The sequence below is a fragment of the Naumannella cuiyingiana genome, from assembly GCF_013408305.1.
Classification (GTDB): Bacteria; Actinomycetota; Actinomycetes; order Propionibacteriales; family Propionibacteriaceae; genus Naumannella; species Naumannella cuiyingiana.
Window position 1 is genome coordinate 1,904,567 of record NZ_JACBZS010000001.1, and the last position, 24,317, is coordinate 1,928,883.

Sequence of the window (24,317 nt, forward strand, 5' to 3'; positions counted from 1 at the left end):
TGTCGGTGGAATTGCCCGCAACGCCGAGTACCCTCGAATCACGACAGCCAGGCATGGGCGCCGACCGGAATAGCGCCGGTCGCGAGGGCGTTGGACTGGCGAGAGTGAAGGAGGGCCACAAGTGAGCAACACGATCGTCGACGACGCCCTGACCGCTGCTGACCGCTGCGACCGTTGCGGCGCTCAGGCATATGTCCGCGTCACCCTGGAGGGTGGCGCCGAGCTGCTGTTCTGCGCACACCACAACAAGGCCCACGAGGCCAAGCTCAAGCAGGTAGCGCTCAAGATCCAGGACGAGACCGCGCGGCTGCACGCCTGAGAGCAGTCTCACAGACCTACGGCGAGGGCCGGCACCCCGATCGGGGTGCCGGCCCTCGTCATGTCGGTACGCCTGGTCAACCGACGGCGGGGTCAGCCGACGGCGGGCGCCGAGACCAGGGCCCCGAGCGCACGTCCGGCGTCGGCGATCTCGGCGGTGTCGCCGAGGGCGGTGGCCGGGTCGACCAGCCGCCCGTCCGGGCCGTAGGCGTCGCGGGCGAGCGTGATCGCCACATCGTCGTCGGTCAGCCGCAGGCCGATGAACTCGAGCACCGCGCGCAGTTGCGCAGCCCCGGCACCGCCGCCGCGGCCGCCGTAGCTGATGATCAGTGCGGGCTTGCCCTGCCATTCGGCGTACAGGTAGTCGATGGCGTTCTTCAGCCCGCCGGGGTAGCCGAAGTTGTACTGCGGGGTCAGGAAGACGATCGCCGCGGCGTCGCGCACGATCCGGCTCCACTCGCGGGTGTGGGCGTTGGCGTAGTCGTCGGTAGCGGCGGCCATCACCGGCTCGTCGAGCAGCGGCAGTGCCAGGTCGGTCAGGTCGACCGTGCGTACCTCCAGGCCGGTCGTCTCGGCCAGCACGGGCGCGATCTGCGCGGCGAGCTGGTCGCCGACCCGGACCGGGCGGGTGCTGCCGACCACCAACACGATGTGCGGCCGGTTCTCCGTGTTCTGTGTCATGGGATCTCCTTCGCGATCGCCCTCTGCAACGCATAACCCCCCGGAGGTATTTCCCGAGTTTGGCCGATGGCGTACGCCGGCCCGGCCGGCCCCGATAACGGTTCGCGAGAACGCGCGGGGCTTGGCAGGATCGGCCGACGTGGGACACGTGGACCTGTCCGGGATCGGCCATGACCTGCCGGACGGCCGGCGGCTGCTGGACGACGTGAGCTTCCGTGTCGGCGAGGGAGCCAAGGTCGCGCTCGTGGGTGCGAACGGCGCCGGCAAGTCCACCCTGCTGCGAATGATCGCCGGCGAGCTGGACCCGCACCGGGGCACGATCTCGCGTTCGGGCGGGCTCGGCATCATGCGCCAGGCCGTGGGCAAGGGCTCCGACGACGTGCGCGAACTGCTGTTGTCGGTCGCACCGCCGCGGGTACGCGCGGCCGCCGCCGACGTGGACCGGCTCGAACTCGCGCTGATGGAGGCCGACGACGAACCCACCCAGTTGCGGTACGCCGCGGCACTGGCGGAGTACGCCGACGCGGGCGGCTACGAGCTGGAGGTCGTCTGGGACGCCTGCTGCACCGCCGCGCTCGGGGTCGGTTTCGACCGGGTCCGCTGGCGCGAGCTGACCACGCTGTCGGGCGGGGAGCAGAAGCGGCTGGTCCTGGAGGCACTGCTGCGTGGACCCGACGAGGTGCTGATCCTGGACGAGCCCGACAACTACCTCGACGTGCCGGCCAAGGAATGGCTGGAGGGTCGGCTGACCGAGTCGCCGAAGACGGTGCTCTTCGTCAGCCACGACCGCGAGCTGATGGCGCGGACCGCCACCCGGGTGGTCACCCTGGAGCTCGGTGCCGCGGGCAACACGGCCTGGGTCCATCCGGCCGGCTTCGGCACCTATCACGCGGCGCGCCGCGAGCGGTTCGCGCGGCTGGAGGAGCTGCGCCGGCGCTGGGACGAGGAACATCACAAGCTGCGCGAGCTGATGTTGATGTACAAGAACAAGGCCGCCTACAACGCCGACATGGCCTCGCGCTACCGCGCGGCGCAGACCCGGCTGAAGCGATTCGTCGACGCCGGGCCGCCGCAGGCCATCCCGCGCGAGCAGCAGGTCCGGATGCGGCTGCGCGGCGGGCGTACCGCCAAGCGGGCGGTGATCATCGAAGATCTCGAACTGACCGGCCTGATGCGCCCGTTCGACCTCGAGGTCTGGTACGGCGAACGCGTGGCCGTGTTGGGATCCAACGGCTCGGGCAAGTCGCACTTCCTGCGGCTGCTGGCGGCCGGCGGCTCCGATCCGGACACCGAACACCGGCCGGTCGGCGAGTTGATCATCGAACCGGTAGGCCACACCGGCCGCGCCCGGCTCGGCGCCCGCGTCCGGCCCGGCTGGTTCGTCCAGACCCATGATCATCCGGAGCTGATCGGGCGTACCCTGCTGGAGATCTTGCACCGCGGTGATGATCACCGCACGGGCCTGCCGCGGGAGGAGGCCTCCCGCAAACTCGATCGCTACGAGCTCGCCGGCAGTGCGGAGCAGCCGTTCGAGTCACTGTCCGGCGGGCAGCAGGCGCGGTTCCAGATCTTGTTGCTTGAGCTGTCCGGCGCCACGCTGCTGTTGCTCGACGAGCCGACCGACAATCTCGACGTGGAATCGGCAGAGGCGCTGGAGGAGGGGCTGGCCGGCTTCGACGGGACGGTGCTGGCGGTCACCCACGACCGCTGGTTCGCCCGCGATTTCGACCGCTTCCTGGTCTTCGGTGGCGACGGGGAGGTCCGCGAGTCGGCGGAACCGGTCTGGACCTCCGAGCGCGTGCGTCGCGCTCGATGAGGCCCGTGTTGGGCCTTGAGCTCAAGCGCGGTTGAGCGCCTAGCGTCGACGACATGCACGCACAGGTGATCGGCCACTCCTCGACAGAACTGTGGCCCAGTGGCTGCCTCGGCGTCAGCCTGTCCGGGCCAGATGCGGCCGACCCTCCCGCCTGGCTGGCCGAGCTCCCCGGGCTCGGCTACTCCACCATCTGGCTCGCCGGCGGGGCCCTGGCGACGCTCGATCCCGTCCAGCGGGTGCTCGCCGCCACCCACGAGATCGGCGTCGGCACGGCGGTCGCGCCCATGAGCGTGCACCCCGCCGATGAGCTGGTACGCCGATTCCGGGTGCTGGACGAGGCATACCCCGACCGGTTGATCATCGGCACGGGCGACGCCGGCTTCGGGCTCGCCGCCACCGAGCGCTACCTCGGCGAGCTGATTCCGGGCGTACCGCGGGAGCGGACGATGCTCGCCGCCCTCGGCCCGCGCAAGCTCGCGCTCGCCGCCCGCGCGACGGCCGGCGCGCTCCAGCTCCTGGTCACGCCCGGCCAGGTCGCCGCGACGCGCACCGTGCTCGGGTCGGACGCGTTGCTGATCGTCCACCAGGTCGCGGCACTCGCGCCCGATCGCGCGCGGACCCGCGAGCAGATCGACGCGACGGTCGGCTTCCTCGCGCGCCTGCCCGGGTACGCCGCCAGCCTGCGTCGGGCGGGCCTGTCGCAGGCCGCGATCGACGGGCTCGGCGACGAGCTGATCGACGCGGTGATCGCCTGGGGCGGCGCGGACGACATTGCGGCCCGCGTCACCGAGCTCAGGGCCGCCGGCGCCGATCAGATCGTGTTGGACGCCTCCCTCGGCCGCGACGCCCTCGCCGCGATCGCCGAGGCACTGGACGACACCGATCAGCCCAGCTCGGTCCGCATCCAGAACACGTCGTAGTCGTCCCACTGCGACATCGTCCAGTACAGCGGTCCGCCGGCCAGGCACCACGGATGGATGAAACCCCCGTACAGCCCCGGGTACGCCGCGGCGTCCGCGACCGGCTCGCCGTCGGTCCAGGGCCCGGTCGGTTCCGGCGCGCGGCGCACCAGGATCGCCGCCCGTCGCTCGTCCAGGTGCATCGCGAGCCAGCCGTGTTGATCATGCCGGGCCACCGACAGCTCGCCGACATTACCCGGCAGTACCGGCGCCGCGCGGTGCGCACCGCGTACCCAGGTCCGCCCGTCGAAATAGCGGTACGCCCGCCGCTGGCCGATGTCAGCCGGCCGGGTCCGGGCCACGAAGGCCGGGCCGAACCGTCCGTTGGTCGTGCCGTAGAGGTAGATCCACTCGTCGTCGCGGGCGAAGCAGCCGACCTGGAAGCGCTCGCGACCGGTCGGGTTCCACCAGCGCGCGAGCTTGCGCCAGCTCAGCCCGTCGTCGACCGAGACGGCGATCCCCGCATGGCTGGTACGCCAACGACCGGGCCCGAGCCACCTGAGGATCGACATCCAGTGCACGTAGTGCACCCCGCCCACCGTGATCCCCGAGCACGGAATGACGGTGTGCTCGACCCAGCGGGGCAGGGATCTGATCACCTGGGCGGCGATCCCGCGTTCGGGCCAGCTCACGGCGGCGTCCAACCGCAGCCCCGAACCAAGATCACGATCGGTCGAGACGGCGAGCGTGTTCTTGCGCCACTGCGCTGTTGCCGGTCCCGCGCCCGGCCCGGCCCAGCCCTCACCGTAGGTGTCGCCGAACATCACGAACACCCGCGGGTCGCCGCCGGCGCCGGGCCCGGCATCCCAGATGAAGCCCAGGTCGGTGCCGTGGATCCCGAATCGGGTGGCGGTGTCGTTGGGCTCGCCCACCCCGGTCACGCGCGACAGCCGGGTCGTCTCGACGATCTGCACGCGCCGCAGCCTATAGGTCGGCGCGCAGCACAGGCTTGATCACCAACTGCTGCAACTGGGCCGGCGACCGTGGGTTCATGCTCACGGAGCAGCGCAGCACTCCGCGTCCGGCGGGCAGGTCCCAGGACCGCTTCGACGGGTCGTCGGAGGCCGCGCCGACCGGTTCGCCGCCGAGCAGGCCTCCGAGGAAGTCGATCGCCGAGACGAGCTCGGCCTGCCGCTCGGCGAGGGTGCCGTCCTGGACCAGATTCGGCGACAGCGCGTCGCGTTCGACGGCCAGCGCGCCGAGATCGCCCGCCCCGATCGCCGCGATCACGCGGTCGGCCGCCGCCAGCGTCTCCGGCCAGGGGACGACCTCCGGCGCGTCCGGAACCACGGCCGCCAGGGCCTCGGCGCAGAACCGCGCCGGGCTGGCGTACCTGGCATTGCCGAAGCCGACGATGCCGAGCCCCGAGGCCGGGTCCCAGCGCAGGTGCGAACCGAAGCCGGGGTAGCCGCCCGAGTGGGACACCGTCCGCCCGCGCCCGGACTCCTCGATCACCAGCCCGTAGCCGTATCCCTTTCCCCACAGGTGTTCCTCGTAGGGCTCCGGCGGGTACGCCCGGACGATCTGTTGCATCTCCCGGCGGGTGGCGGCCGACAGCGGCGCGTCGTCGTCGAACCGGTCCGGGCGCCAGGCGGCGGTCAGCCAGCCCGCCCAGGCGGCAAGATCGACAACGGTGGAGAACAGGCCGCCGATCGGGGAGAACGCGCCGGGCGCGGTGTGCGGCTGCGGCTCCCACTGCCGCCCGGTCCGGGCGTACCCGGTCGCGATCGGATCGCCCATCCGCACGTCGAAACCGGTTCGGTCCAGCCCCAGCGGGTCGATGATCAGTTCGCGCGCCACGGCAGGGAACGGCCGGCCGGCCGCGGCCTCGATGGCCTGCCCGACCAGGGCGTAGCCGAGATTGGAGTACGCATAGCGCGTCCCCGGCCAGGCGCCGAACCGGACGCCGCTGTTGATCATGGCCCGGAACTCGTCGTCGCCGAGCGCCTCCAACCGGTCGGCCCACGGATCGTCCTTGGTCAGGCCGCCCGACATCGACAGCAGCATCCGGACGGTCGGTGGTGCGGCGCCGTCGGGCACGTCGAGGCCGACCAGCCAGTCGAGCAGGTCGGTGACCGGGGCGTCGAGGTCGAGCTGGCCGCGATCGCGCAGGGCGAGCGCGGTGGCGGCGGTGAAGGACTTGGTGATCGAGGCGATCCGGAACGCGGTGTGCTCGGTCGGCGGAGCGCCGTCGGCGCCCGCGTGCCCGAGCATCCCGGTGCCGATCAGCTTGCCGTCGCGGAACAACCCCCAGGCAAAACCCGGGGCGGAGCCGCCGGCGAACCATCGGTCAGCATGATCGGAGACGGTGGCGAGCAGGTCGGCATCGGGCCGAGCAGGATCGGACATGGCGCCCAGATTGCCATCGCGCGCCTCAGCGGTCGCGCCAGCCCTCCCCGGTGATCGCGGGGTCGAGTCCCAGCTCGGCGAACAGCGCCTGCGCGCGTGACCAGTGGGCGGCGGGCACGCTGAGCGCGATTCGCGCCCGCTCGCCGTAGTCGACCCCGTCCACGGTCAGCCCGAGCGTGGGGGCGCGGGTCCGCAGGTCGTTGTCCAGCCGGCCGATCCGGTCGAGGGCGACGCTCGCCTCGGCGTGCCGGACGAGTTCGCGTTCGCGACCACCCGCCGCGGCCAGGCCGGCGGCGGCCGCCTCGCCGTAGGCCCGCGCCAGGCCGCCCGTGCCGAGCTTGATCCCGCCGAACCAGCGGCTCACCACGACCACGACGTCGCTCAGCCCGCGGGCCCGGATCGCCTCCAGGATGGGCATTCCGGCGGTGCCCGCGGGTTCGCCGTCGTCGGAGCTGCGCGTGATCTCTGCCTGCACCCCGAGCGCGAACGCCGAGCAGTGGTGCCCGGCATCGCGGTGGGTACGCCGGCACTCCTCGATCACCCGGCGGGCCGCATCCTCCTCCCCGACCCGGCGTACCGTCGCCAGGAAACGGGACTTCCGTTCGATCAGCTCCGCCGAGGCGTCGGCGCCGATGATCGAATAGCTGGTGGGCATCATGGGCGAGGTGTGTCTGTCAGTGCGAGGCGAGGTCGATGCAATGGCGCTGAACGCGTTGTGCAAAGCCAGGGCATCCCGCAGCCCGCAGCTTTGCCGAGAGCGTTGAAGAGTCGCCCGACGACCTGAAGTGCGCGAGCTGACGGCCGGTCACCGCCATCACATGCGCTGGCATGGAGTCATCGACAAGCAGGAAGAACTCGTCCGGAGAATAGATCTCATACCGCAGTGCGTCCTTCTCGCTTTCGGGCAGGCCCAGGAATCCTGTGTCGCTGGTGATGACGGCGTCGATGGCACCGGCGACGGCGGCCGCGTGGACGTGCCGGTCGAATGGATCCTTCACGGGAGCGTCTGTCCCGGCTGGGTACTGATCAATGCGCTCGTCCATCAAGGTAACGATCTTGTCGTGGATGCCGGTGATCTGGTCGCCGGTGAGGTCAGGGCGCGCCCTGCGGATGCCCTTGATCGTCTCGGCGAGGATGTCCACGGTGTAGCACAGGCGAAACGCTCGCCCGCCCGTCTCGTCATTCAGCAGGAACAGCCAGTCACGGAGGACTCTGCCGTGGAGCACGTTGGCGTCCGGCAGGGTCCGCGTGACAGCCATGTCACGACCTTATCGAGCGTTGCCTTCCGCCCGCGGTCACAGCCCGAGTGAGTCCTCCAGCTCGATCAGTTCCTGCAGCGCTTCGCGCTTGCGCTGCAGGCGGCGATCGCGAGCGGCGAAGACGTCATCGGTGCGCAACCGGGTGTGCGAGCCGACCTTCACGTGCGGCAGCTCGCCATCGCGAACCATCCGCATGACGGTGCTCCGGGACACGCCAATGACGTCGGCGGCCACCGTGGTCGACAGGAGTTCCGGGAACGAACTCAACACGACGCTCCCACCGTCGGCGACGGTGCGCAGCGCGCGCAGGAGCAGATTGGCGAGCTCGGGCCCGAGGTCCAGGTCGCCCGAGACCGACCTGTTCGGCTGCCGGTGCTGCTCAATCCAGGCAGCGAACTGGTCTGCCTGTGCCCGATCTTCGAAGGTCGCGAGCAGCGATTGACGGCTGGTGGTGGTCATGTCCGGGTCCTTGTCAGGCTCGCTTCCAGGATCTCGCGATGATCAACTGTAACTGCTCGCCCTGTCACCTACAAGTGACCACAAGTGACCAGACGGCTCAGTCGAGGTAGTCCCGGAGCACCTGCGAGCGCGACGGGTGCCGCAGCTTGCTCATGGTCTTGGACTCGATCTGGCGGATCCGCTCGCGGGTCACGCCGTAGACCTTGCCGATCTCGTCGAGCGTCTTCGGCTGGCCGTCGGTCAGGCCGAAGCGCATCGAGACCACGCCCGCCTCGCGCTCGCTCAGCGTGTCCAAGACATCGTGCAACTGCTCCTGCAGCAGCGTGAAGCTGACGGCGTCGGCCGGCACGACCGCCTCGGAGTCCTCGATCAGGTCGCCGAACTCCGAGTCGCCGTCCTCGCCCAGCGGGGTGTGCAGCGAGATCGGCTCGCGGCCGTACTTCTGCACCTCGACGACCTTCTCCGCCGTCATGTCCAACTGCTCGGCCAGCTCGTCCGGGGTGGGCTCGCGGCCGAGGTCCTGCAGCATCTGCCGCTGCACGCGGGCCAGCTTGTTGATCACCTCGACCATGTGCACCGGGATGCGGATGGTGCGCGCCTGGTCGGCCATCGCGCGGGTGATCGCCTGCTTGATCCACCAGGTCGCATACGTGGAGAACTTGTAGCCCTTGGTGTAGTCGAACTTCTCCACGGCCCGGATCAGACCCAGATTCCCCTCCTGGATCAGGTCCAGGAACAACATCCCGCGGCCGGTGTAGCGCTTGGCCAGCGAGACCACCAGGCGCAGGTTGGCCTCCAGCAGGTGGTTCTTCGCGCGGCGGCCGTCGTCGGCGATCCAGGAGTACTCCTCGACGTCGTTCGCCTTGACCTTCTTGGAGTCGTCGGCGAGCCGCTCGTCGGCGAACAGGCCGGCCTCGATCCGCTTGGCGAGCTCGACCTCCTGCTCGGCGTTCAGCAGCGCGACCTTGCCGATCTGCTTCAGGTAGTCCTTGACCGGGTCGGCGGTGGCGCCCGCGACCATCACCTGCTGCTCGGGCTCGTCGGCATCGTCGGCATCGGAGAGGCTGAAGCCCTGGTCCTCGGTGAGCTCCTTCTCGTCCTTGGCCTCCTTGGCCTGGTCGAAGCTCGCATCGTCGACATCGTCCAGGCCGGCCTTCTTGCCGACCCGCAGCACCACCTCGTCGCCGTCGATCTCGACCTGCACGTCCGGCGTACCGATCTTGTTCACCAGATCGCCCTTGGTCGTCGCGGGGCTCGTCCCGTTGGATTCCGCCTCGCCGGCGGCCTTCTTCGCCGGGGCCTTCTTGGTGCTCGCCTTCTTGGCCGGGGCCTTCTTGGCGGCCGCCTTCTTCGCCGGCGCCTTCTTCGCCGGGGCGCCCTTGGCCTGGGCCGACTTGGCGGCAGGCTTCGCCGCGGTCGTCTTCTTCGACGCCGACCCGGACTCGCCCGACTTCGCCGCCGCGGTCTTGCGCGTGGTCCCGGACTTCGCCGCGGTGCCTGTCTTCTTGGCGGTACGCGATCCCGACGCGGGAGCCGAGACCTTGGCTGACCGGGCCGCCGCGGCCGCGACCGGGGTCGCGTCGCTGGTGGGCTGTTCGCTGGGGGCGGGTGTCACAGAGAACCTCTCGAAAAATGCTCGACTCGTGCTGTTCGATTTTCGGGCGCACACCACCAGCCGGAAGTCAATGGTGCTCCGCTGCGCCATTCTGGCACGCGCGGAGCGACTACCCAAACGAGAAGCCAGGGGTCGGAGGTCTGGCTCCTCCATGTCGACAATCAGGTCCCCGGGCGCCCGGAGGTCAGTCGCCCTTCACCGCGAGCACGGGTACGCCGGCATCGAGCAGCACCCGCTGGGCGTGCATGCCCAGCAACAGCTTGCCCGTGGGGGAGCGGCGGCGCAGGCCGATCACGATCAGCTCGGCGCCCTCGGCATCGGCGATCTCCATCAGGTTCTCCGCGATGGCGCCCTCGGGCGAGGACGGCCGGGTCTCCCACGCCACTCCGGCCACCTCGAACTCGGCGGCATGCGCGCCCGGGTCGTCGGCGTCGGTGTTCGGGACGACGAGCACCGATGTGGAGCGCAGCCGTGCCTCCGCGATGGCGGCCGTCAGCGCGGCCTGTCCCTCGGGTTTCGTCGAATATCCCACTACCACCGACATCAGACCGGTTCCTCCTCACTCGCCGGGAATACCGGCCAGGTGTGCACGGGCTGGTTGCGATGCATCCGCAGGAGGTACGCACGGACCATGCCTGCCAGCGCCTCGTCGCGACTCATGCCAGCGTCCTCGCGGGCAGCTACCTCGGCAGTCTGCCATGCCGCGCCGTTCTGCCCGGTCGCGCACCTGCCCTCGATCACCCCGAGGTAGTGCGCGATGTTCTCCGCATCCACGCCATAGGCCGCCAGCCCCGCGGCCGCGCGCGGCAACAGCACCTCCGGAACCAGCTCGCGCGCCGGCCGTTCGCCCACCCCCGGCCAGCTCAGGGTGGCGTCAATGCCGTCGCGTACCCCCGCCTCGAAGTTGCGGCGCGCCCAGTCGAACGGCTCGTCCGGCCACAGTTCCGCGGCCCGCTCGGCCAGCTCGCGGGTCAGCCCGGCATAGAGCGCGACATTGGCCATCATGTCGACCGCGGTCGGGCCGGCCGGCAGGACCCGGTTCTCGATCCGCAGATGCGGGCCGGGCGGGGTGTGGTCGTAGACGGGCCGGTTCCAGCGGTAGATGGTGCCGTTGTGCAGCGTCAGTTCCGCCAGATCCGGCACCTCGCCGGCGGCGCGGGCGGCCCGCGGATCCTGCGCGGAGACCTCCGGCAGCAGCGGCGAGTAGCGCATGTTCGCCCGGAACAGGTCCATCGGCGACCCGATCCAGTCGTCGCCGAAGAACACCCGCGGGGTGACGTCGGCGGCGCGCTCGTCCGGCGTCCGGGTGTCGGTCGCCTGCCCGAACAGCGGGATCCGCGACTCGGCGTACCAGCGATGTCCGAAGACGTAGGGCGAGTTCGCACCCAGCGCGAGTTGCACGCCGGCGATCGCCTGGCTGGCGTTCCAGTAGCCGGGAAAGTCGGCCGGGGAGACCTGCAGATGGATCTGCATCGACGTGCACAGCGCCTCCGGGGCGATCGAGTCGCTGCTCACCCGCAGCGGCTCCGGCCCGTCGATCACGATCTCGAACGGCGCGCCGCGCAGCCACCGCATGTAGGTGTCGAGCATGGCGTAGCGCGGATTGGGCGTCAGCGTCTCGCTGGTCACGTCGGCGGGGGTCGCCGTGGGCAGTACGCCGATCGCGGCCAGCCCGACATCGAGCGGCTCGGCCCGCGCCGCCGCATCGTTCAGCGACGACCGGACGACATGCTCGAAGGTCAGGATGCCGCCCGGCCCGAGGTGGCGCGGGGTCAGATTGAGTTCGATGTTGAACCGGCACAGCTCGGAGACGAAGGCCTTGTCGTCGATCGCCGCGAGCACGTCGACATTCGACATCGACGGCCGGCCGTCGGCGCCGACGAGATAGATCTCGACCTCCATCCCGGCGCGCGGATGGGCGTGCTCGAAGGTGTCGGTGGCGAGCATCTCGTCCAGCACCCCGAGACAGTCCTCGACCCGTTCGGTGAACCGGGCGCGGTCCTCGTCGGTGTAGTCGGCCCCTTCGACCTCCGAACCCATGTCTCATCCTCCCCCATCACTGGCCAGCAGGGTGGTGATTCTCTCGATCGTGCGCGCGGTGGCCGCGGCGTCGCCGTCCGGCGTGGCCGGGTCGGTGAACAGGTGGCCGGAGCCCGGCAGCACATGATCGGCGAACGAGGCGCCGGAGTCGGTGACCGCTCGACCGAGGGCTGCCACGTCCGCTGGTGCGATCCAACTGTCATCGGCGTACCGGTGCACCTGGACGGGCTGTCCGGGCCATCGCCCGCGCGGCGCGGCGGCGTAGTGCAACAAGATCACCGCCGCGGCCCCGGGCCGCTCGGCGGCCAGCCGCTGGGCGAAGGCGGCGCCCAGGGAGAAACCGGCGAGGACGGTGTCGGGCGGCAGATCTGCCAGCGTCGGGCGTACCCGCTCGAAGAGCTCGCGCCCGCCCACCTGGTCGCGGTAGCCGATCCCGCCCGCGGTGTCGTCGAAGACCTGGCCGTCGTAGAAATCGGGGGTGATCACCTCGTGACCGGCTCCGCGGAGCGCGTCCGCGAAGTCGCCGACGGCGGGACGCAGCCCCAGCGCAGAGTGCAACAGCAGCACGGTGCTCATGCGCTCAGCTTGGCACGCCGACATGTCGTTACGTGCGCGGTACGCGCCGTCGATCACCCGAGGACTAGCGTGATCGCCGTGAGTCCTGTGTCCATCCGCGAGGCGACCGCGGCCGATGCGGCGGCCTGCCGCGAGATCTATGCGCATTACGTCACCGACACGGTGATCACGTTCGAGTACGAGGTGCCGACCAGCGACCAGATGGCGGCCCGGATCGAGGCGGCGCACGCCTGGCTGGTGGCCGAACGCGACGATCGCGTCGTCGGGTACGCCTACGCCGGCCCGCACAAGGCCCGCGCGGCCTATGACTGGTCGTGCGAGGTGAGCGTCTACCTCGCGCCCGGGCTGCGGCGCACCGGCGCGGGCCGGGCGCTGTACGAGGCGCTGTTCGCGGTGCTCCGCGAGCGCGGGTACGCGATGACCGTCGCCGGGATCACCCTGCCGAACCCCGCCAGCGAGGGCCTGCACGCCGCCCTCGGGTTCGAGCCCGTCGGGGTGTTTCGCCGGATCGGGTGGAAGTTCGACGCCTGGCACGACGTGTACTGGTGCCAGCGGGCGCTGTGATCATGCACCCGCCGCTCCCCAAGCGTGTCGTCAGTTATCGCCGCCCGCCGGCCCCGGCGGGCGGCGATAACTGACGACACGTTTCGGGAGCGGGTCAGGAGCGGGGGCGGTCGCCGAAGGCCCAGTCGCGCTCGGCGAGGGCGGCGGCGAGGATCCGGATGGCCTTCGGGCCGACGCCGTGCAGGGCGAGCAGGTCGCGTTCGGTCCAGCCGCGGACGGCATCGAGGGTCCAGATGCCCTGCTGGCGCAGCGCGCGGGTGGCCGGGGCGCCGATCCGCGGCATCGGCGTACCCTCCGGCGGCGCCGCCCGATCTGCCCGCGGTCCGCCGGCCTCGTGGTCGACGACCGCGATCCCGCGCGGTGACAGTCGATAGCCGATGTCGAGCGACTCGGTCAGCCCGAGCTCCTTCAGCTTGCGGACATCGATCTTGAAATCGGCGGTCTCCCGGCCGAGGTCGGCGGCCAGGTCGGGCGCGCGGACGGTCGGCCGGGCATCGATGATCGCCAGCGTCGCCCGGGTCCAGGGCCCGATCGGGGAGGCGGCATCCAGCCGGTCCAGCCGGGCGATGATCGTCGCGATCTCGGCCGCGTCGGGCACGGTGGAGCGCAGGGCCTCGCGCGGGTCCGGCCCGGCGTGGCGCAGCTCGATCCGCCAGACCGGGCGCTCGGGATGGTGGTCGAGCTGCGCGCGCAGCTCGACCAGGGAGCCCGCTCCCGCGCGGCGAGCCTCCGCGGCGGTGATCCGGGAGGCGGGAACGCGGTCCACCGCCACCACCTCGACCAGGCCGACGGCGGTCCGCAGCCGCGTCCCGGCCTTCACCCGCGGTCGGTCCCAGCGCCGGAAGGCAAGATCCACGCGGCCGTCGCGGATGGCGGCGAGCGTGTCCGGCCGGATCATCATGGTCGCAAGTTAGCGCGGCGGGCATCATGGGTGGATGCGGAACTTCGTAATCGGCACCGTCACCAGTGCCCTCGCGCTGTGGGTCACGGTGGCACTGCTGCCGGGGGTCGCGCTGATTCCCTACGCCTCCGGGACCCTCCCGGCCGTCCTGACCTATCTCGCCGTCGCGTTGATCTTCGGGCTGGTCAACGGGATCATCGCGCCGGTGATCAAGTTCGTGACGTTCCTGTTCTATGTGATCACGCTCGGCCTGTTCGGCCTGCTGGTGAACGGATTCCTGTTCTGGCTGGTGTCGGTGATCTCCGACCAGCTCGGCTTCGGGCTGCGCGTCGACGGGTTCTGGTGGGGCGTCGGCGGGGCGATCGTGATGGGTATCGCGGCGGCGCTGATCGGGCTGATCACGGGTCCGTTGCGCAAGCGCGAGACCGCGCGCTGATCGCACGAAGCCGGGTACGCCGCAAGCCGCGGCCCCCGCTAGCCTGATCGGACCAGACGCAGGGAGGCATCATGGCGCGACGGTACCCGGACGAGGCGCGAGCGGCGGCGCGCACGGCGTACACCCGGATCGAACCGCTGCACGTGGTCGCCTATTTCAATCCCGAGGCCCAGGCCGCCTCGGAGGGCGTCCAGGCCGATCCGCGTGCGTGGTACTTCGGGGTTCGCGCCCAGCCGATGGGCGAGGCGGCGCCGGCCGTGGTCGCGGCCGCCTTCCACAGCTTCAACCCGGTGATGGTGGACCGGGTCTGGCCGCGGGTGCTCAAGGTGGGTCTGGAGACTCTGGCCGGGGCCCGCACCGAGATGCTGGATCGCGCGCTGCGCACGGCATTCGGCGAGCTCGTCGACTCCCCGGACCTGCCCGCGCTGGTCGACGCGATCAGCGACCTGAACGCCACGCTGCCGCTCGGCGGCCGGCCGCTCGGTGCGGCCTGGGCGGAGGCGCCGGCGACCGGGATCGATCATGTCGACCTGTGGCAGGAGCTGACGATCCTGCGGGAGTGGCGAGGCGACGGACACATCGCGGTGCTGAACCATGCCGGGCTGGGGCGCGTCGAGGCGATCGCCCTGCATCTCGCGGAGCATCCCGACCCGCCGAAGGGCCATGTCGGCGGCCCGCCGCGCGAGCAGGCGCTGAAGCTGCGCGACTGGTCGGAGAGCGATTGGCAAGATGCCGTCGCGGCGCTGGTCGAGCGTGGCCTGATCGAACCCGCGGGCGGCCGGCTCAGCGAGGCCGGGGTGGAGCTGATCGACGAGCTGGAGGCGGCCACCGACGACGCCGCGGCGTACCCGTGGCGCGAGGCGGAGGCCCGCGAGTTGCTGGAGCGGCTCCGGCCCTTCACCAAGGCCGTGCTTGCCTCGGGCTTCCTGCCCTGGGTGGCGGCGCGCGGCGGATCCTGATCAGTCGGTCCGCGCAGTCGGCTGCTCCGGGTTGCGGATGGTGAACCACGACACCACCCCGCCGGCGGCCAGCAGGGCGGCGCTCCACAGCATCGCCGCGCGGTAGCCGCGGTCGAAGACCACCGGGTCGGCGTAGTCGCCGCCGGACAGACCGACCATCAGCGGCAGCGCGGCTACCGCCAGCAGCGAGCCGGCGCGCGCGACGGCATTGTTGATCCCCGAGGCGATGCCGGCATGGTGATCCGGCGCGGCGGCCAGGACGGTGGCCGTCAGCGGGGCGACCAGGGTGGCCAGCCCGAGGCCGAAGATGGTCAGCGGCGCCGCGACGTCGAGCCAGTAGTTGACCTGCGGGCCGACCCGGGCCAGCAGCAGCGTACCCACCGCGCAGAGCAGGGGTCCGATCGTCATCGGCAGCCGCGGGCCGATCTTCGCGGCCAGCGCCCCGCCCCGGCCGGCCAGCAGGATCATCATGATCGTCACCGGCAGGGTGGACAGTCCGGCCGCCAGCGCGTCGAATCCCGACACCACCTGGAGTTGCAGGACCAGGAAGAACATCACCGCGCCGAGCGCGGCATAGGTGAGCAGCGTCATCGCGTTGGCGGCGGAGAACTGGCGCGAGGCGAACAAGCCGGTGGGCATCATCGGGTTTCGCGAGCGGCGCTCGTTGATCACGAACGCGAGCCCGGCGAGTAGACCGATGATCAGCGCGGGCACCGCGATCGAGGGCAGTGCGGTCCACTCGATCAGCGCGTAGGTGATGCCCGCCAGCCCCAGGCTGCCGAGGATCGCGCCCGGGATGTCGAAGCCCTTGACCGCCTCGGGGTCCCGGGTCTCCGGCACGTGCCGGGCGGCGTACAGCGTGATCGCCGCGATCGGCAGATTGATCAGGAACACCCAGCGCCAGCTCGCGTACTGCACCAGCCAACCGCCGAGAAACGGGCCGATCGCGGTGGCGACGCTGCCCAGGCCCGACCAGGTGCCGATCGCCCGGGCGCGGTCGCGCTGCGCGAAGGCGCCCTGGATCATGGCCAGGCTGCCCGGGGTGAGCAGCGCCGCGGCGACGCCCTGGGCGATCCGGGCGATGATCAACACAGCAGGGGTCGGGGCGAGCCCACAGGCCAGCGAGGCGATGGCGAAGCCCGCGACCCCGATCACGAAGATCCGCCGCCGACCGAAGTGGTCGCCGAGGGATCCGCCGAGCAGGATCAGGGAGGCGAGGCTGAGCAGGTAGCCGTTCGAGATCCACTGCAGGTCCGACAGACTGGCGCCGAGGTCCTCACCGATCCGGCGCAGGGCGACATTGACGACCGTGCTGTCCAGCAACGCCATCCCCGAGCCCAGCGTGGCGGCGGCGAGCACCCAGCGCCCGGTCGAGGACTTGAGGGAGACGCTCGCCGACAGCTGGCTCATCGCCACAGCATCGCACGGGTGGCGTGGTCCGTCACCGGCTCGCCCGGCCGCGACGGTTCGCGAGCAGCTTGCCCCGTGCTGCATGCTTGTCCCAGACAGTACGGAGGACGCATGGGCACGCATCAGCACGGCTACATCGGCGACAAGGACGACTACCTCAAGCGGTTGCGCCGGATCGAGGGGCAGGTCCGCGGCCTGCATCGGATGGTCGACGAGGAGCAGTACTGCATCGACATCCTGACCCAGGTCAGCGCCGTGACGAAGGCCCTGCAGGCGGTCTCGTTGGGCCTGTTGGAGGAGCACATGGGTCACTGCGTGGTGAATGCCGCCCGCGAGAGCGACGAGGCGGCGGACGCGAAGGTACGCGAGGCCGCCGACGCCATCGCCAGGTTGGTGCGCTCGTGATCACCGAGTACACCGTGAGCGGGATGACCTGCGAGCACTGCGTGCGCGCCGTCACCGACGAGGTCACCGAGCTGCCGGGTGTGACCGGCGTCGACGTCGAGCTGGAGACCGGGCGACTGCTCGTCACCTCCGATGCCGAGCTGGACGTCGATGCGGTACGCGAGGCCGTCGACGAGGCGGGCGGATATCGCCTCGCCTGAGCCGCGGCGTACCCGCTGAGATCCTGCGGGGCAGCGGGCGCCCTTCTCGCCACCTCCCCGGGATGCTGACCCAACACCTGTTCGCTCACCCAACAGCTATAGGCGTTGGGTGAGCGAACAGGTGTTGGGTCAGCGTCGGCGGAGGGGGTCGGGGCGGCGAACAGCTGGCGGGGGCCGATTACCCCGCGGGGGTATCATGACGGTCATGAACGAGCAGGGCATGAGCGAGCAGGGCCACGGCTACATCGGCGACAAGGATGCCTACCTGAAGCGGCTGCGCCGGATCGAGGGGCAGGCGCGTGGCCTGCAGCGGATGGTGGAGAACGACGAGTACTGCATCGACATCCTGACCCAGGTCAGCGCCATGACGAAGGCGCTGCAGGCGGTCTCCCTCGGACTGCTCGACGACCATCTTCGGCACTGCGTGGTAGACGCAGCCAAGGAGGGTGACGAGGCGGCCGAGGCCAAGGTGCGCGAGGCCTCCGACGCCATCGCCCGGCTGGTCCGCTCCTGACTCAGGACTCCTCGGGCAGCCCCGCCAGCGCCTCGGCGATCGGGACGTCGCCGTCGTTGAACCGGATGGTACGCCGGATGGTCCCCCGATCGCCCAGCGCGGCGACGATCACCCGGGCCACATTGCCGCGCGAGACCTCGCCCGCCGCGTCCCCGAGCTCGATCCGGCCGGTCGGCTCCTGGGTGGTCAGCCGGCTCGGCCCGAGCACCGTCCAGTCCAGCCCGCTGGCCCGCAGGTGATCGTCGGCGCGGGCCTTGGCCTCGGCATAGAAGCTGAACGGATTGTCGGCCGGAATGTCGTCGATTCCCGAGCCGAAATAGGACACCATCACATAACGCAGCGCGCCCGCCGCCTCCGCCGCGTCCATCGACCGCTCCGCGGCATCCTGGTCGATCGCGATGGTGCGCTTCGGGTCACCGCCACCCGCGCCCGCGGACCAGACGACCGCATCCTGGCCGTCCAGCAGCGTGGTCAGTCCTGCGGTGTCCAGCGTCTCGATGTCGGCGACCTCGGGCGCCGCGCCGGTCGCCGCCACCGCCTCGGCCTGGTCGGGATTGCGAATCACCGCGGTGACCCGGTAGCCGGCCTCGACCAGCAGCGGCGCCGCCAGTAGGGCGACCTTGCCGTGGCCGCCGATGATCATCACATTCGTCATCGCGCATCTCCTGTCGATCCTGGGTCGGTCTCGATCCGTCCGGTCAGTGCGGTGCGCAGCCCGGCGATCATGCTCTGCCGGAAGTCGATCATGGTGGGCGCGTTGGGCACGAAGTCATCGGCGCCGTGGTACATCCCGGCCTCGATGATCAACTCCACCGGCACGCCGGCGTCCTGGAGGCGGCGGGCATAGTCGACGTCCTCGTCGAAGAACAGGTCCAGGTCCCCGACGCCGATCCAGGCTGGCGGCAGCCCCGTCAGATCGGTACGCCGGGCCGCCGCGGCATACTCCGGGGCCTCGTCGGCTCGCGGTGGCCGGCCCAGATAGCTGGTCCAGGCGTAGGCGTTCGAGGTCGGGGTCCAGACGAAATTGCCGCGCCCGGAGTGATCATCGACCAGCACGGTGCGATCGTCGATCATCGGGTAGATCAGGGCCTGGTAGGCGATCGGGGGCCCGCCGGCATCGTGGGCGCGCTGGGCCAGCGCGGCCGCCAACCCACCCCCGGCGCTTTGTCCGCCGACCGCGATCCGGTCCGGATCGATGCCAAGGGAGTCGGCATTGGTGTGCAGCCACTGCAGCGTCGCGAAGCAGTCGTCGAGCCCAGCGGGGAACGGGTGGTCCGGTGCGAGCCGATAGTCGGGCGCGACGACCAGCGCCCCGACCTCGGCGGCGATCCGCTCACAGATCGGCGCCGACTGCTCCGGCGTACCCATGATCGTGCCGCCGCCGTGCAGCCACAGCACCGCGGGGGACCGGCGGTCCCGTTCGGCCGGCTCGAAGGCCACCAGCTCGATCGGCGACCCGCCGTCGGATCGCGGGGCCGTCCGACGGTCGCGGCGAACGCCGAGGTCCGGTCCGGCCGGGCGGGGCAGCGGCAGGTTCCGCAGCAGGGTCAAAGTGGCGCGGTCGCCGACGGCGAGCGGCGGCCACAGGCCGGGCCCGCGCAGCTCGGGGTCGACGGCGTCGATCTCGCGGCGACGGCGGCTGGCGTAACGGCCGATCGCCCCGGCCGCGAGGCCGAGCGCGAGCAGGGCGGTGGGCTTCATCCGATGACCTCCGGGACGGGTGTGCGGTCGGTGCGTTCCCACGGTATCCGCCCCGACGCGCGCCCGGATCGGGCGGTCAGCGCCTACACTGCGAACACTTGATCACCGAGCCTGGCGTCCTGACCCGAGTCGACCGAAGGAGTTCCCGAGATGATCTTCATCACCGCACGATTCCCCGTGCAGCCCAAGTACGCCGACGACTGGCCCGACCTGTCGCGCGCCTTCACCGAGGCCACCCGCGCCGAGGATGGCTGTCTGTGGTTCTTCTGGTCGCGCGAGGTCGACGATCCGCACTCCTATGTGCTGGTCGAGGCGTTCCGGGACGGCGAAGCCGGCGCCGCGCACGTCAATTCCGAACACTTCAGGCGGGCCACCGAGGACCTGCCGCGCTACCTCGCCGCGACGCCCAAGATCATCAACGCCGAGGTCGACGGCACGGACTGGTCCGAGCTCGGCGAGCTGGCCGTCCGCGACTGACTCAGCTGCCGAGGATCTTGTTGTCCAGCCGGAACGGGTTGACGTCGAGCAGCTTGCGATCCCACTTGGCCAGCGTCGCTTCGGCCTGATAGCTGGTGTTCAGGAAGGCGAGCAGCGCGGCGTCGGGGTCGGCGCTGCGGCGTACCTCGTCATAGGGCAGGATCCACTCCCCGAGTTGATCATCGAAGTAGCCGGGCGCCACCGCGGCCTCGGCGTACCCGTCCGGCGTCGGATAGGAGTAGGCATAGAAGGAGCCCTCCGCCGACCCGCCCGGCCAGAAACCGGCGGCCGCATTCTCCCGCGACTCGGCCTCCGCCATCACCCACGGCGGGCAGTTCGGCGGGCCGGGCGAGGTGTGCGGCGGTGCGGTACGCCCGGAGTAGCGCGTGCAGGACAGATCCATCGAGCCCCAGAACACCTGCACCGGGCTGTCCTTGCCGGCGAACCCGGCCCGCCACAGGCTGAACACCCGGTCCGCGGCGAGCAGTTGCCGCCACCACAGGTTGACCGCCTGTGCGTCGTAGCTGTGGTGCTCGGTGTCCTGGGCGAACGGGATCGCCGGGCTCACTTCGTTCGGGCGCGGGTCGATGTCGCAGCCGATGCCGAGGTCGCCCATCGCCTGCTGCACCTCGGCGAAGAACTGTGCCACCGACTTCGGCTCGAGCTTGATCGAACGCTGCCCACCGCTGGTGTCCCGGATGATCAACTGGTGGTCCACGAAGTCGAACTCGGTGTCGAAGTCCTGGCCGGGCCCGCGCGCGATCCGGGTCCGCAGCCCGCGCGCCGACACCTCGAAGGTGACATTCCACCAGTGGTTGATCAACGGGGTGGAGACCATCTGCACCTTGCCGATGATCTGTAGCCACATGTGCAGCGTCTCGCGGGTGTCGGTCCAGTCGTCCACCCGCAGTGCGGGCCAGGATGTCGGGCTCATCGGTGCCTCCTCGCGTGCCGTGGCCCAGCCTTGCACGCGCCCGGCGGTCCGACTAGCCCCGGTCGGTGGCGAGCAGCCCGTAGACGAACGTGTCGGTCCACTCGCCCTTGGCGAACCAGTCGTGGCGCAGATGCGCCTCGCGGGTCATCCCGAGCCGCTCGCACAGCCGCGCCGACGCGGCGTTGCGCGCGTCCATCTGGGCCACCACCCGGAGCAGGCCGAGGTCGTCGAAGGCGTGGTCGAGCACGGCCCGGGCCGCCTCCGTGGCGTACCCGCGGCCGGCGAATCGTGGGTTGAACGCCCAGCCGATCTCCGCCTTGCGCCGGGTGTCGTCGGTCAGCCAGAGCGCGATGTCGCCGACCACCGTGCCGTCGGCCTCGGCGACCAGCGCCAGTGCCGTCCCGTCGTCGGCGAACCCGGTGCGTTCGACCCGCTGGGCCACCTTCTTCGGCGCGGTGCGCACGGTCCAGGGGCCCTCGAGCAGGTAGCGAGCGACCCCCGGCTCGCCGTAGTAGGCGAGCAGCGCGTCGGTGTCGCTCAGCCGGTGCAGCCGCAGCCGCAGCCGGGCCGTGTGCAGTTCGGTCGCCACCGGCCCAGCCTCGCATGCCGGGCCGACACTCGCCCGCGGACTCTCGGCCGCCCTATCGTCGGCCGGGTGAGCAGCGACGCAGAGTCCCGTGCCCGGCTGGCCGCGGCCGCGCGGGCGCGGGAGGCCGAGCGCGCGCAGCAGTTGATCGACACCTTCGTGGCGCGACTGCGCGCCGCCACGATTGCGCCGGAGCCCCTGCGGGCCCGGCTGCTGGACGGTACGCGGGTGCGTACCGACGCGCGTGGCTGGTACCTGAAGACCGACAAATCGCTGGCCATCGGCGCCGGCGGACAGTTCTACGTGCTGACCGTGCCGGGCGGGTGGCGCGAGCGGCTGCGCGGGGTACGCCTGCTGCCGACCGACCCGCCGCTGGTCGTCTCGGCCGGTGCCCGCGACGGCCAGACCGGCGATCTGACGGGATTCCTGCAGCGGGCGCTGGACCGGTACGCCGAACCACCGCCCGCCCGCGACCGCTGAGCGCCATCGGGCAGACTGGGGCGTGCGGGCCGGGCCGGTCCGCAGGCGCGAGGAGGTGGCCGTGGATCCATTTGCACTGTCCGGTGTCGGGCTGATCATCATCATCGTGCTGGTGGCGTTGATCTTGCTCCGGGCAACGGCATTCTTCACCGTGCGCACCCAGGAGAACGTGATCGTCGAACGGTTCGGCAAGTTCGTCCGGGTCGCCCGGCCGGGCCTGAACTTCAAGGTCCCCTTCATCGAGTCGACCACCAAGCCGATCTCGCTGCGGGTGCAACAGCTCGAGGTCAACATCGAGTCCAAGACCAAGGACAATGTGTTCGTCACGGTGCCGGTCGCGGTGCAGTACGTCATCCCCGAGTCGAACGTGCGCGATGCGTACTACCGGCTGTCCGATCCGACCGCGCAGATCCGGTCCTATGTCTTCGATGTCGTCCGCTCGGCGCTGTCCGGGCTGAATCTCGATCAGGCCTTCGAGTCCAAGGACGACATCGCGACATCGGTCGAGCGGACCCTGTCGGCGCAGATGCGCGAGTACGGCTTCGAGATCGCCAACACCCTGGTCACCGACATCTCGCCCGATCAGCGGGTGCGCGACTCGATGAACTCGATCAACGCGGCGCAGCGCGACCGGGTCGCGGCGCAGTCGCTGGCGGAGGCGGACAAGATCAAGCGGGTCACCCAGGCCGAGGCCGAGGCGGAGGCCAAGCGGCTGCAGGGCGTCGGTGTCGCCGCGCAGCGCAAGGCGATCGCCGAGGGCATCGCCGAGCAGTACGAGATGCTGCGCCGCGTCGGCATCGAGGCGACCGCGGAGCAGTTGTTGTTGATGACGCAGTACTTCGACACCATGCAGGACGTCGCCCGCAACGGCCGGTCGAATGTGCTCTACCTTCCGTCCAATCCGGGTGCGGTCGGCGGCATGTTCGAGGAGATCCGCAACGCGCTGCTGCAGTCCAAGGGCGCGGAGCCGGCCTTCGAGGATGCGGTACGCGAGGGACGCCGCCCGGACGAGGGGCCCGAGGGTGGTAGTACCGCCGTCGGGCGGCCCGCGCCCCCGCCGCCACCGCGGCCCGCCCCGCGCCCCCAGCTCCCGGACGCCCCGCGGCACGCCCAGCCGGCGCTGAGCGAGGAGCAACAGCAGCTCTTCGACCGGGCCCGCGGCCTCGCCGAGCGGTTCACCGGCCGCCGCGGGCGCGACGACGAGTCCTGACCCGGGTGCGTGCGCAACTGACCTGTCGGGGCGGTTGGCGCGGGCTCGGCCTTGGGTCCTCACCGGCGCACGCGCATTCTTGGAGGATGATCCCTTCCAGCCGGGCTCCGGCCGACCTGGTGCTCCTCGGCGGCGTACCCGGTGCCGGGAAGTCGACCGCGTTGCGGGCGCTCGCCGCGCGGCGCGGTGATCTGCGGATCCTCGACAGCGAGCAGACCCGCGCCCGGTTGGCGGCCGGGCTCCGGCACGGCCTGGCGTACCGCTACTACCGGCCGCTGGTGCATCTGTTGCACCACCTGGCGGTGCTGGCCCGGGTGCTGATCGGACCCCGCGCGCGGCTCGTCGTGCACGATCCGGGTACGCGCGGATGGACCCGGCGGTTGCTGCTGCGGATCGCCCGGTGGCGGGGCTGGACACCGTCGGTGGTGTTCATCGACGTGGCGCGCTCCGACGCGCTGGCGGGCCAGGTGGCGCGGCAGCGGATGGTCCGGGCGGGCGCATTCGATCGACACTGGGCGACCTGGTCCGGGCTGCGGGTCGGCGCGGTCGCGGGGGTCCTGGCCGATGAGCCGTGGCGGGCGGTGCGCGTGGCGGATCGTCGCGGGGCGGTGCGCGCGCTGCTGGGCGAGTTCGGGTTGACCGGTGCCGGTGCGGGGCCGGTCGTCCCGGCGCTCGCAGCCTGATTCTCAGCGGGTACGCGAGGCGCAGGCGACACAGCGGGTCGCCGCCGGGCGGGCGCGCAGCCGGTCGCGGGGGATGGGCTCGCCGCAACCGGCGCAGATCCCGTAGCTGCCGTCGGCGAGCCGGGCCAGCGCGGCATCGACCTCCGCGATCTCGCGGAGTTCCTTGCGCTGCAGGCCGTCCAGAAGCTGCCAGCCGGCGGACAGGGTGGAGCCCTCGAGATCGTGCTCGTCGTCATACTCGGCGTCGCGGTCGGAGCGGATCCGCTCGGTCTCGTCGGCGTGCGATTCCAGCAGTGCCCGTAGCGCGGCTCGCCGCTCGGCCAGCGCGGCGCGGATCTCGTCGTCGAAGGTCGTCGCCGGCATCTGTTCAGCCTAGTCCGGGCCGCGTCCGACCGGTGAGCGTCGACACTGTCAGGATGGTGGTCACAGCGCCGATCGGCCGGGAGGACGCCCATGACCGAGATCAGGATTCCGGAGCCCGTCGCCTCGTTCGTCGAGGTGGTCAACCGCCACGACCCGGATGCGTTCCTCGACGCGTTCACCGAGACCGGCTACGTCGACGACTGGGGGCGGACATTCGCCGGGCGCGAGGCGATCCGGGGCTGGAGTGATGTGGAGTTCATCGGCGCCCGCGGCACGATGACCCCGCAGCGCGTCGATGTCGACGGTGACACCGTCACCGTGATCGCCGACTGGCGCAGCAGCCACGCCAACGGCCTGTCGAGCTTCGCGTTCGTGACCGACGGCGACAAGATCGTCTCGATGACGATCCGCGAAGGCTAGGA

General features: G+C 71.0%; 31 protein-coding genes. 14 read left to right on the forward strand and 17 right to left on the reverse strand.

Annotated elements, in window-relative coordinates:
- Window positions 1-121 precede the first annotated feature (121 nt).
- On the forward strand, window positions 122-319 hold the full coding sequence (locus tag GGQ54_RS08725) for a DUF7455 domain-containing protein (protein ID WP_179445037.1): 198 nt from the start codon (window positions 122-124) through the stop codon (window positions 317-319).
- A gap of 92 nt (window positions 320-411) precedes the next feature.
- On the opposite strand, the gene GGQ54_RS08730 is transcribed toward GGQ54_RS08725, so the two are convergent.
- Window positions 412-999 carry an NADPH-dependent FMN reductase gene (locus tag GGQ54_RS08730; RefSeq protein WP_179445038.1) on the reverse strand — a complete coding sequence of 196 codons (588 nt, stop codon included), beginning with the start codon at window positions 997-999 and terminating at the stop codon, window positions 412-414.
- A gap of 139 nt (window positions 1,000-1,138) precedes the next feature.
- Between GGQ54_RS08730 and GGQ54_RS08735 the strand changes: the two genes are divergently transcribed.
- Window positions 1,139-2,815, forward strand: coding sequence for an ATP-binding cassette domain-containing protein (locus tag GGQ54_RS08735; RefSeq protein WP_179445039.1), 1,677 nt, complete (start codon window positions 1,139-1,141; stop codon window positions 2,813-2,815).
- A gap of 53 nt (window positions 2,816-2,868) precedes the next feature.
- Window positions 2,869-3,735, forward strand: coding sequence for an LLM class oxidoreductase (locus GGQ54_RS08740; RefSeq protein ID WP_179445040.1), 867 nt, complete (start codon window positions 2,869-2,871; stop codon window positions 3,733-3,735).
- On the opposite strand, the gene GGQ54_RS08745 is transcribed toward GGQ54_RS08740, so the two are convergent.
- The 9 genes from GGQ54_RS08745 to GGQ54_RS08785 all read right to left on the reverse strand — a co-directional run bounded on the left by GGQ54_RS08745 (window position 3,699) and on the right by GGQ54_RS08785 (window position 12,072).
- Window positions 3,699-4,688, reverse strand: a complete 990-nt coding sequence (locus GGQ54_RS08745) for a DUF4185 domain-containing protein (protein ID WP_179445041.1) — start codon at window positions 4,686-4,688, stop codon at window positions 3,699-3,701. The genes GGQ54_RS08740 and GGQ54_RS08745 overlap by 37 nt on opposite strands.
- A 10-nt stretch (window positions 4,689-4,698) precedes the next feature.
- Entirely contained in the window at window positions 4,699-6,123 is a 1,425-nt protein-coding gene (locus tag GGQ54_RS08750; RefSeq protein ID WP_179445042.1) for a serine hydrolase domain-containing protein, read from the reverse strand.
- A 25-nt stretch (window positions 6,124-6,148) separates the two neighbouring features.
- On the reverse strand, window positions 6,149-6,781 hold the full coding sequence (locus GGQ54_RS08755; RefSeq protein ID WP_218843792.1) for an IMPACT family protein: 633 nt from the start codon (window positions 6,779-6,781) through the stop codon (window positions 6,149-6,151).
- 16 nt (window positions 6,782-6,797) lie between these two features.
- A complete protein-coding gene (locus GGQ54_RS08760) occupies window positions 6,798-7,382 on the reverse strand; it encodes a PIN domain-containing protein (RefSeq protein ID WP_179445043.1) in 585 nt (194 codons plus the stop codon).
- Window positions 7,383-7,418: 36 nt separating this feature from the next.
- Window positions 7,419-7,841, reverse strand: coding sequence for a helix-turn-helix domain-containing protein (locus GGQ54_RS08765; protein WP_179445044.1), 423 nt, complete (start codon window positions 7,839-7,841; stop codon window positions 7,419-7,421).
- 97 nt (window positions 7,842-7,938) lie between these two features.
- Window positions 7,939-9,456 carry an RNA polymerase sigma factor gene (locus tag GGQ54_RS08770; protein ID WP_179445045.1) on the reverse strand — a complete coding sequence of 506 codons (1,518 nt, stop codon included), beginning with the start codon at window positions 9,454-9,456 and terminating at the stop codon, window positions 7,939-7,941.
- Between the two features lie 184 nt (window positions 9,457-9,640).
- On the reverse strand, window positions 9,641-10,000 hold the full coding sequence (locus tag GGQ54_RS08775; RefSeq protein WP_179445046.1) for a universal stress protein: 360 nt from the start codon (window positions 9,998-10,000) through the stop codon (window positions 9,641-9,643).
- A complete protein-coding gene (locus GGQ54_RS08780; protein WP_179445047.1) occupies window positions 10,000-11,496 on the reverse strand; it encodes a glutamate-cysteine ligase family protein in 1,497 nt (498 codons plus the stop codon). Before GGQ54_RS08780 ends, GGQ54_RS08775 begins: the two co-directional genes overlap by 1 nt.
- Before the next feature lie 3 nt (window positions 11,497-11,499).
- The gene (locus GGQ54_RS08785; RefSeq protein WP_179445048.1) at window positions 11,500-12,072 is read right to left on the reverse strand and encodes a dienelactone hydrolase family protein; all 573 of its coding nucleotides are present in this window, start codon (window positions 12,070-12,072) and stop codon (window positions 11,500-11,502) included.
- 78 nt (window positions 12,073-12,150) lie between these two features.
- Here GGQ54_RS08785 and GGQ54_RS08790 point away from each other — a divergent pair, with 78 nt between their 5' ends.
- Window positions 12,151-12,636, forward strand: a complete 486-nt coding sequence (locus GGQ54_RS08790; RefSeq protein WP_343045904.1) for a GNAT family N-acetyltransferase — start codon at window positions 12,151-12,153, stop codon at window positions 12,634-12,636.
- A gap of 94 nt (window positions 12,637-12,730) precedes the next feature.
- Here GGQ54_RS08790 and GGQ54_RS08795 read toward each other — a convergent pair whose 3' ends face one another.
- Window positions 12,731-13,537 carry a helix-hairpin-helix domain-containing protein gene (locus GGQ54_RS08795; protein ID WP_179445050.1) on the reverse strand — a complete coding sequence of 269 codons (807 nt, stop codon included), beginning with the start codon at window positions 13,535-13,537 and terminating at the stop codon, window positions 12,731-12,733.
- 34 nt (window positions 13,538-13,571) lie between these two features.
- Here GGQ54_RS08795 and GGQ54_RS08800 point away from each other — a divergent pair, with 34 nt between their 5' ends.
- Both GGQ54_RS08800 and GGQ54_RS08805 read left to right on the forward strand, forming a co-directional pair.
- The gene (locus GGQ54_RS08800) at window positions 13,572-13,973 is read left to right on the forward strand and encodes a phage holin family protein (protein WP_179445051.1); all 402 of its coding nucleotides are present in this window, start codon (window positions 13,572-13,574) and stop codon (window positions 13,971-13,973) included.
- A gap of 71 nt (window positions 13,974-14,044) precedes the next feature.
- Window positions 14,045-14,932 carry an SCO6745 family protein gene (locus tag GGQ54_RS08805; protein ID WP_179445052.1) on the forward strand — a complete coding sequence of 296 codons (888 nt, stop codon included), beginning with the start codon at window positions 14,045-14,047 and terminating at the stop codon, window positions 14,930-14,932.
- Here GGQ54_RS08805 and GGQ54_RS08810 read toward each other — a convergent pair whose 3' ends face one another.
- The gene (locus tag GGQ54_RS08810; RefSeq protein WP_179445053.1) at window positions 14,933-16,342 is read right to left on the reverse strand and encodes an MFS transporter; all 1,410 of its coding nucleotides are present in this window, start codon (window positions 16,340-16,342) and stop codon (window positions 14,933-14,935) included.
- 111 nt (window positions 16,343-16,453) lie between these two features.
- Here GGQ54_RS08810 and GGQ54_RS08815 point away from each other — a divergent pair, with 111 nt between their 5' ends.
- The 3 genes from GGQ54_RS08815 (at window position 16,454) to GGQ54_RS08825 (ending at window position 17,461) form a co-directional block, all read left to right on the forward strand.
- A complete protein-coding gene (locus GGQ54_RS08815; RefSeq protein ID WP_179445054.1) occupies window positions 16,454-16,747 on the forward strand; it encodes a metal-sensitive transcriptional regulator in 294 nt (97 codons plus the stop codon).
- Complete coding sequence (locus GGQ54_RS17385; RefSeq protein ID WP_343045905.1) at window positions 16,744-16,947, forward strand: heavy-metal-associated domain-containing protein; 204 nt, start codon at window positions 16,744-16,746, stop codon at window positions 16,945-16,947. The genes GGQ54_RS08815 and GGQ54_RS17385 overlap by 4 nt, the downstream gene beginning before the upstream one ends.
- A 205-nt stretch (window positions 16,948-17,152) precedes the next feature.
- Entirely contained in the window at window positions 17,153-17,461 is a 309-nt protein-coding gene (locus tag GGQ54_RS08825; RefSeq protein ID WP_218843795.1) for a metal-sensitive transcriptional regulator, read from the forward strand.
- 1 nt (window position 17,462) lies between these two features.
- Here the strand turns inward: GGQ54_RS08825 and GGQ54_RS08830 are convergent, their stop codons facing one another.
- Both GGQ54_RS08830 and GGQ54_RS08835 read right to left on the reverse strand, forming a co-directional pair.
- Window positions 17,463-18,116 (reverse strand): SDR family oxidoreductase, encoded by a 654-nt coding sequence (locus tag GGQ54_RS08830; protein WP_179445055.1) that lies wholly within the window; start codon window positions 18,114-18,116, stop codon window positions 17,463-17,465.
- A complete protein-coding gene (locus GGQ54_RS08835) occupies window positions 18,113-19,162 on the reverse strand; it encodes an alpha/beta hydrolase (RefSeq protein WP_179445056.1) in 1,050 nt (349 codons plus the stop codon). Before GGQ54_RS08835 ends, GGQ54_RS08830 begins: the two co-directional genes overlap by 4 nt.
- Window positions 19,163-19,312: 150 nt before the next feature.
- On the opposite strand from GGQ54_RS08835, the gene GGQ54_RS08840 reads away from it, so the two are divergent.
- Window positions 19,313-19,639, forward strand: coding sequence for a putative quinol monooxygenase (locus tag GGQ54_RS08840; protein ID WP_179445057.1), 327 nt, complete (start codon window positions 19,313-19,315; stop codon window positions 19,637-19,639).
- 1 nt (window position 19,640) lies between these two features.
- On the opposite strand, the gene GGQ54_RS08845 is transcribed toward GGQ54_RS08840, so the two are convergent.
- Both GGQ54_RS08845 and GGQ54_RS08850 read right to left on the reverse strand, forming a co-directional pair.
- A complete protein-coding gene (locus tag GGQ54_RS08845) occupies window positions 19,641-20,573 on the reverse strand; it encodes a DUF5996 family protein (protein ID WP_179445058.1) in 933 nt (310 codons plus the stop codon).
- A 52-nt stretch (window positions 20,574-20,625) separates the two neighbouring features.
- Complete coding sequence (locus GGQ54_RS08850) at window positions 20,626-21,162, reverse strand: GNAT family N-acetyltransferase (RefSeq protein WP_218843796.1); 537 nt, start codon at window positions 21,160-21,162, stop codon at window positions 20,626-20,628.
- A gap of 66 nt (window positions 21,163-21,228) precedes the next feature.
- On the opposite strand from GGQ54_RS08850, the gene GGQ54_RS08855 reads away from it, so the two are divergent.
- The 3 genes from GGQ54_RS08855 to GGQ54_RS08865 all read left to right on the forward strand — a co-directional run bounded on the left by GGQ54_RS08855 (window position 21,229) and on the right by GGQ54_RS08865 (window position 23,532).
- Window positions 21,229-21,639, forward strand: a complete 411-nt coding sequence (locus tag GGQ54_RS08855) for a hypothetical protein (protein ID WP_343045906.1) — start codon at window positions 21,229-21,231, stop codon at window positions 21,637-21,639.
- Between the two features lie 61 nt (window positions 21,640-21,700).
- Window positions 21,701-22,849, forward strand: coding sequence for an SPFH domain-containing protein (locus tag GGQ54_RS08860; protein ID WP_343045907.1), 1,149 nt, complete (start codon window positions 21,701-21,703; stop codon window positions 22,847-22,849).
- An 86-nt stretch (window positions 22,850-22,935) separates the two neighbouring features.
- Window positions 22,936-23,532 (forward strand): AAA family ATPase, encoded by a 597-nt coding sequence (locus tag GGQ54_RS08865; RefSeq protein ID WP_179445059.1) that lies wholly within the window; start codon window positions 22,936-22,938, stop codon window positions 23,530-23,532.
- 3 nt (window positions 23,533-23,535) lie between these two features.
- Here the strand turns inward: GGQ54_RS08865 and GGQ54_RS08870 are convergent, their stop codons facing one another.
- Complete coding sequence (locus GGQ54_RS08870; RefSeq protein WP_179445060.1) at window positions 23,536-23,895, reverse strand: TraR/DksA family transcriptional regulator; 360 nt, start codon at window positions 23,893-23,895, stop codon at window positions 23,536-23,538.
- Window positions 23,896-23,985: 90 nt separating this feature from the next.
- Between GGQ54_RS08870 and GGQ54_RS08875 the strand changes: the two genes are divergently transcribed.
- Window positions 23,986-24,315 carry a nuclear transport factor 2 family protein gene (locus tag GGQ54_RS08875; RefSeq protein WP_179445061.1) on the forward strand — a complete coding sequence of 110 codons (330 nt, stop codon included), beginning with the start codon at window positions 23,986-23,988 and terminating at the stop codon, window positions 24,313-24,315.
- The last annotated feature ends 2 nt before the right edge of the window (window positions 24,316-24,317 follow it).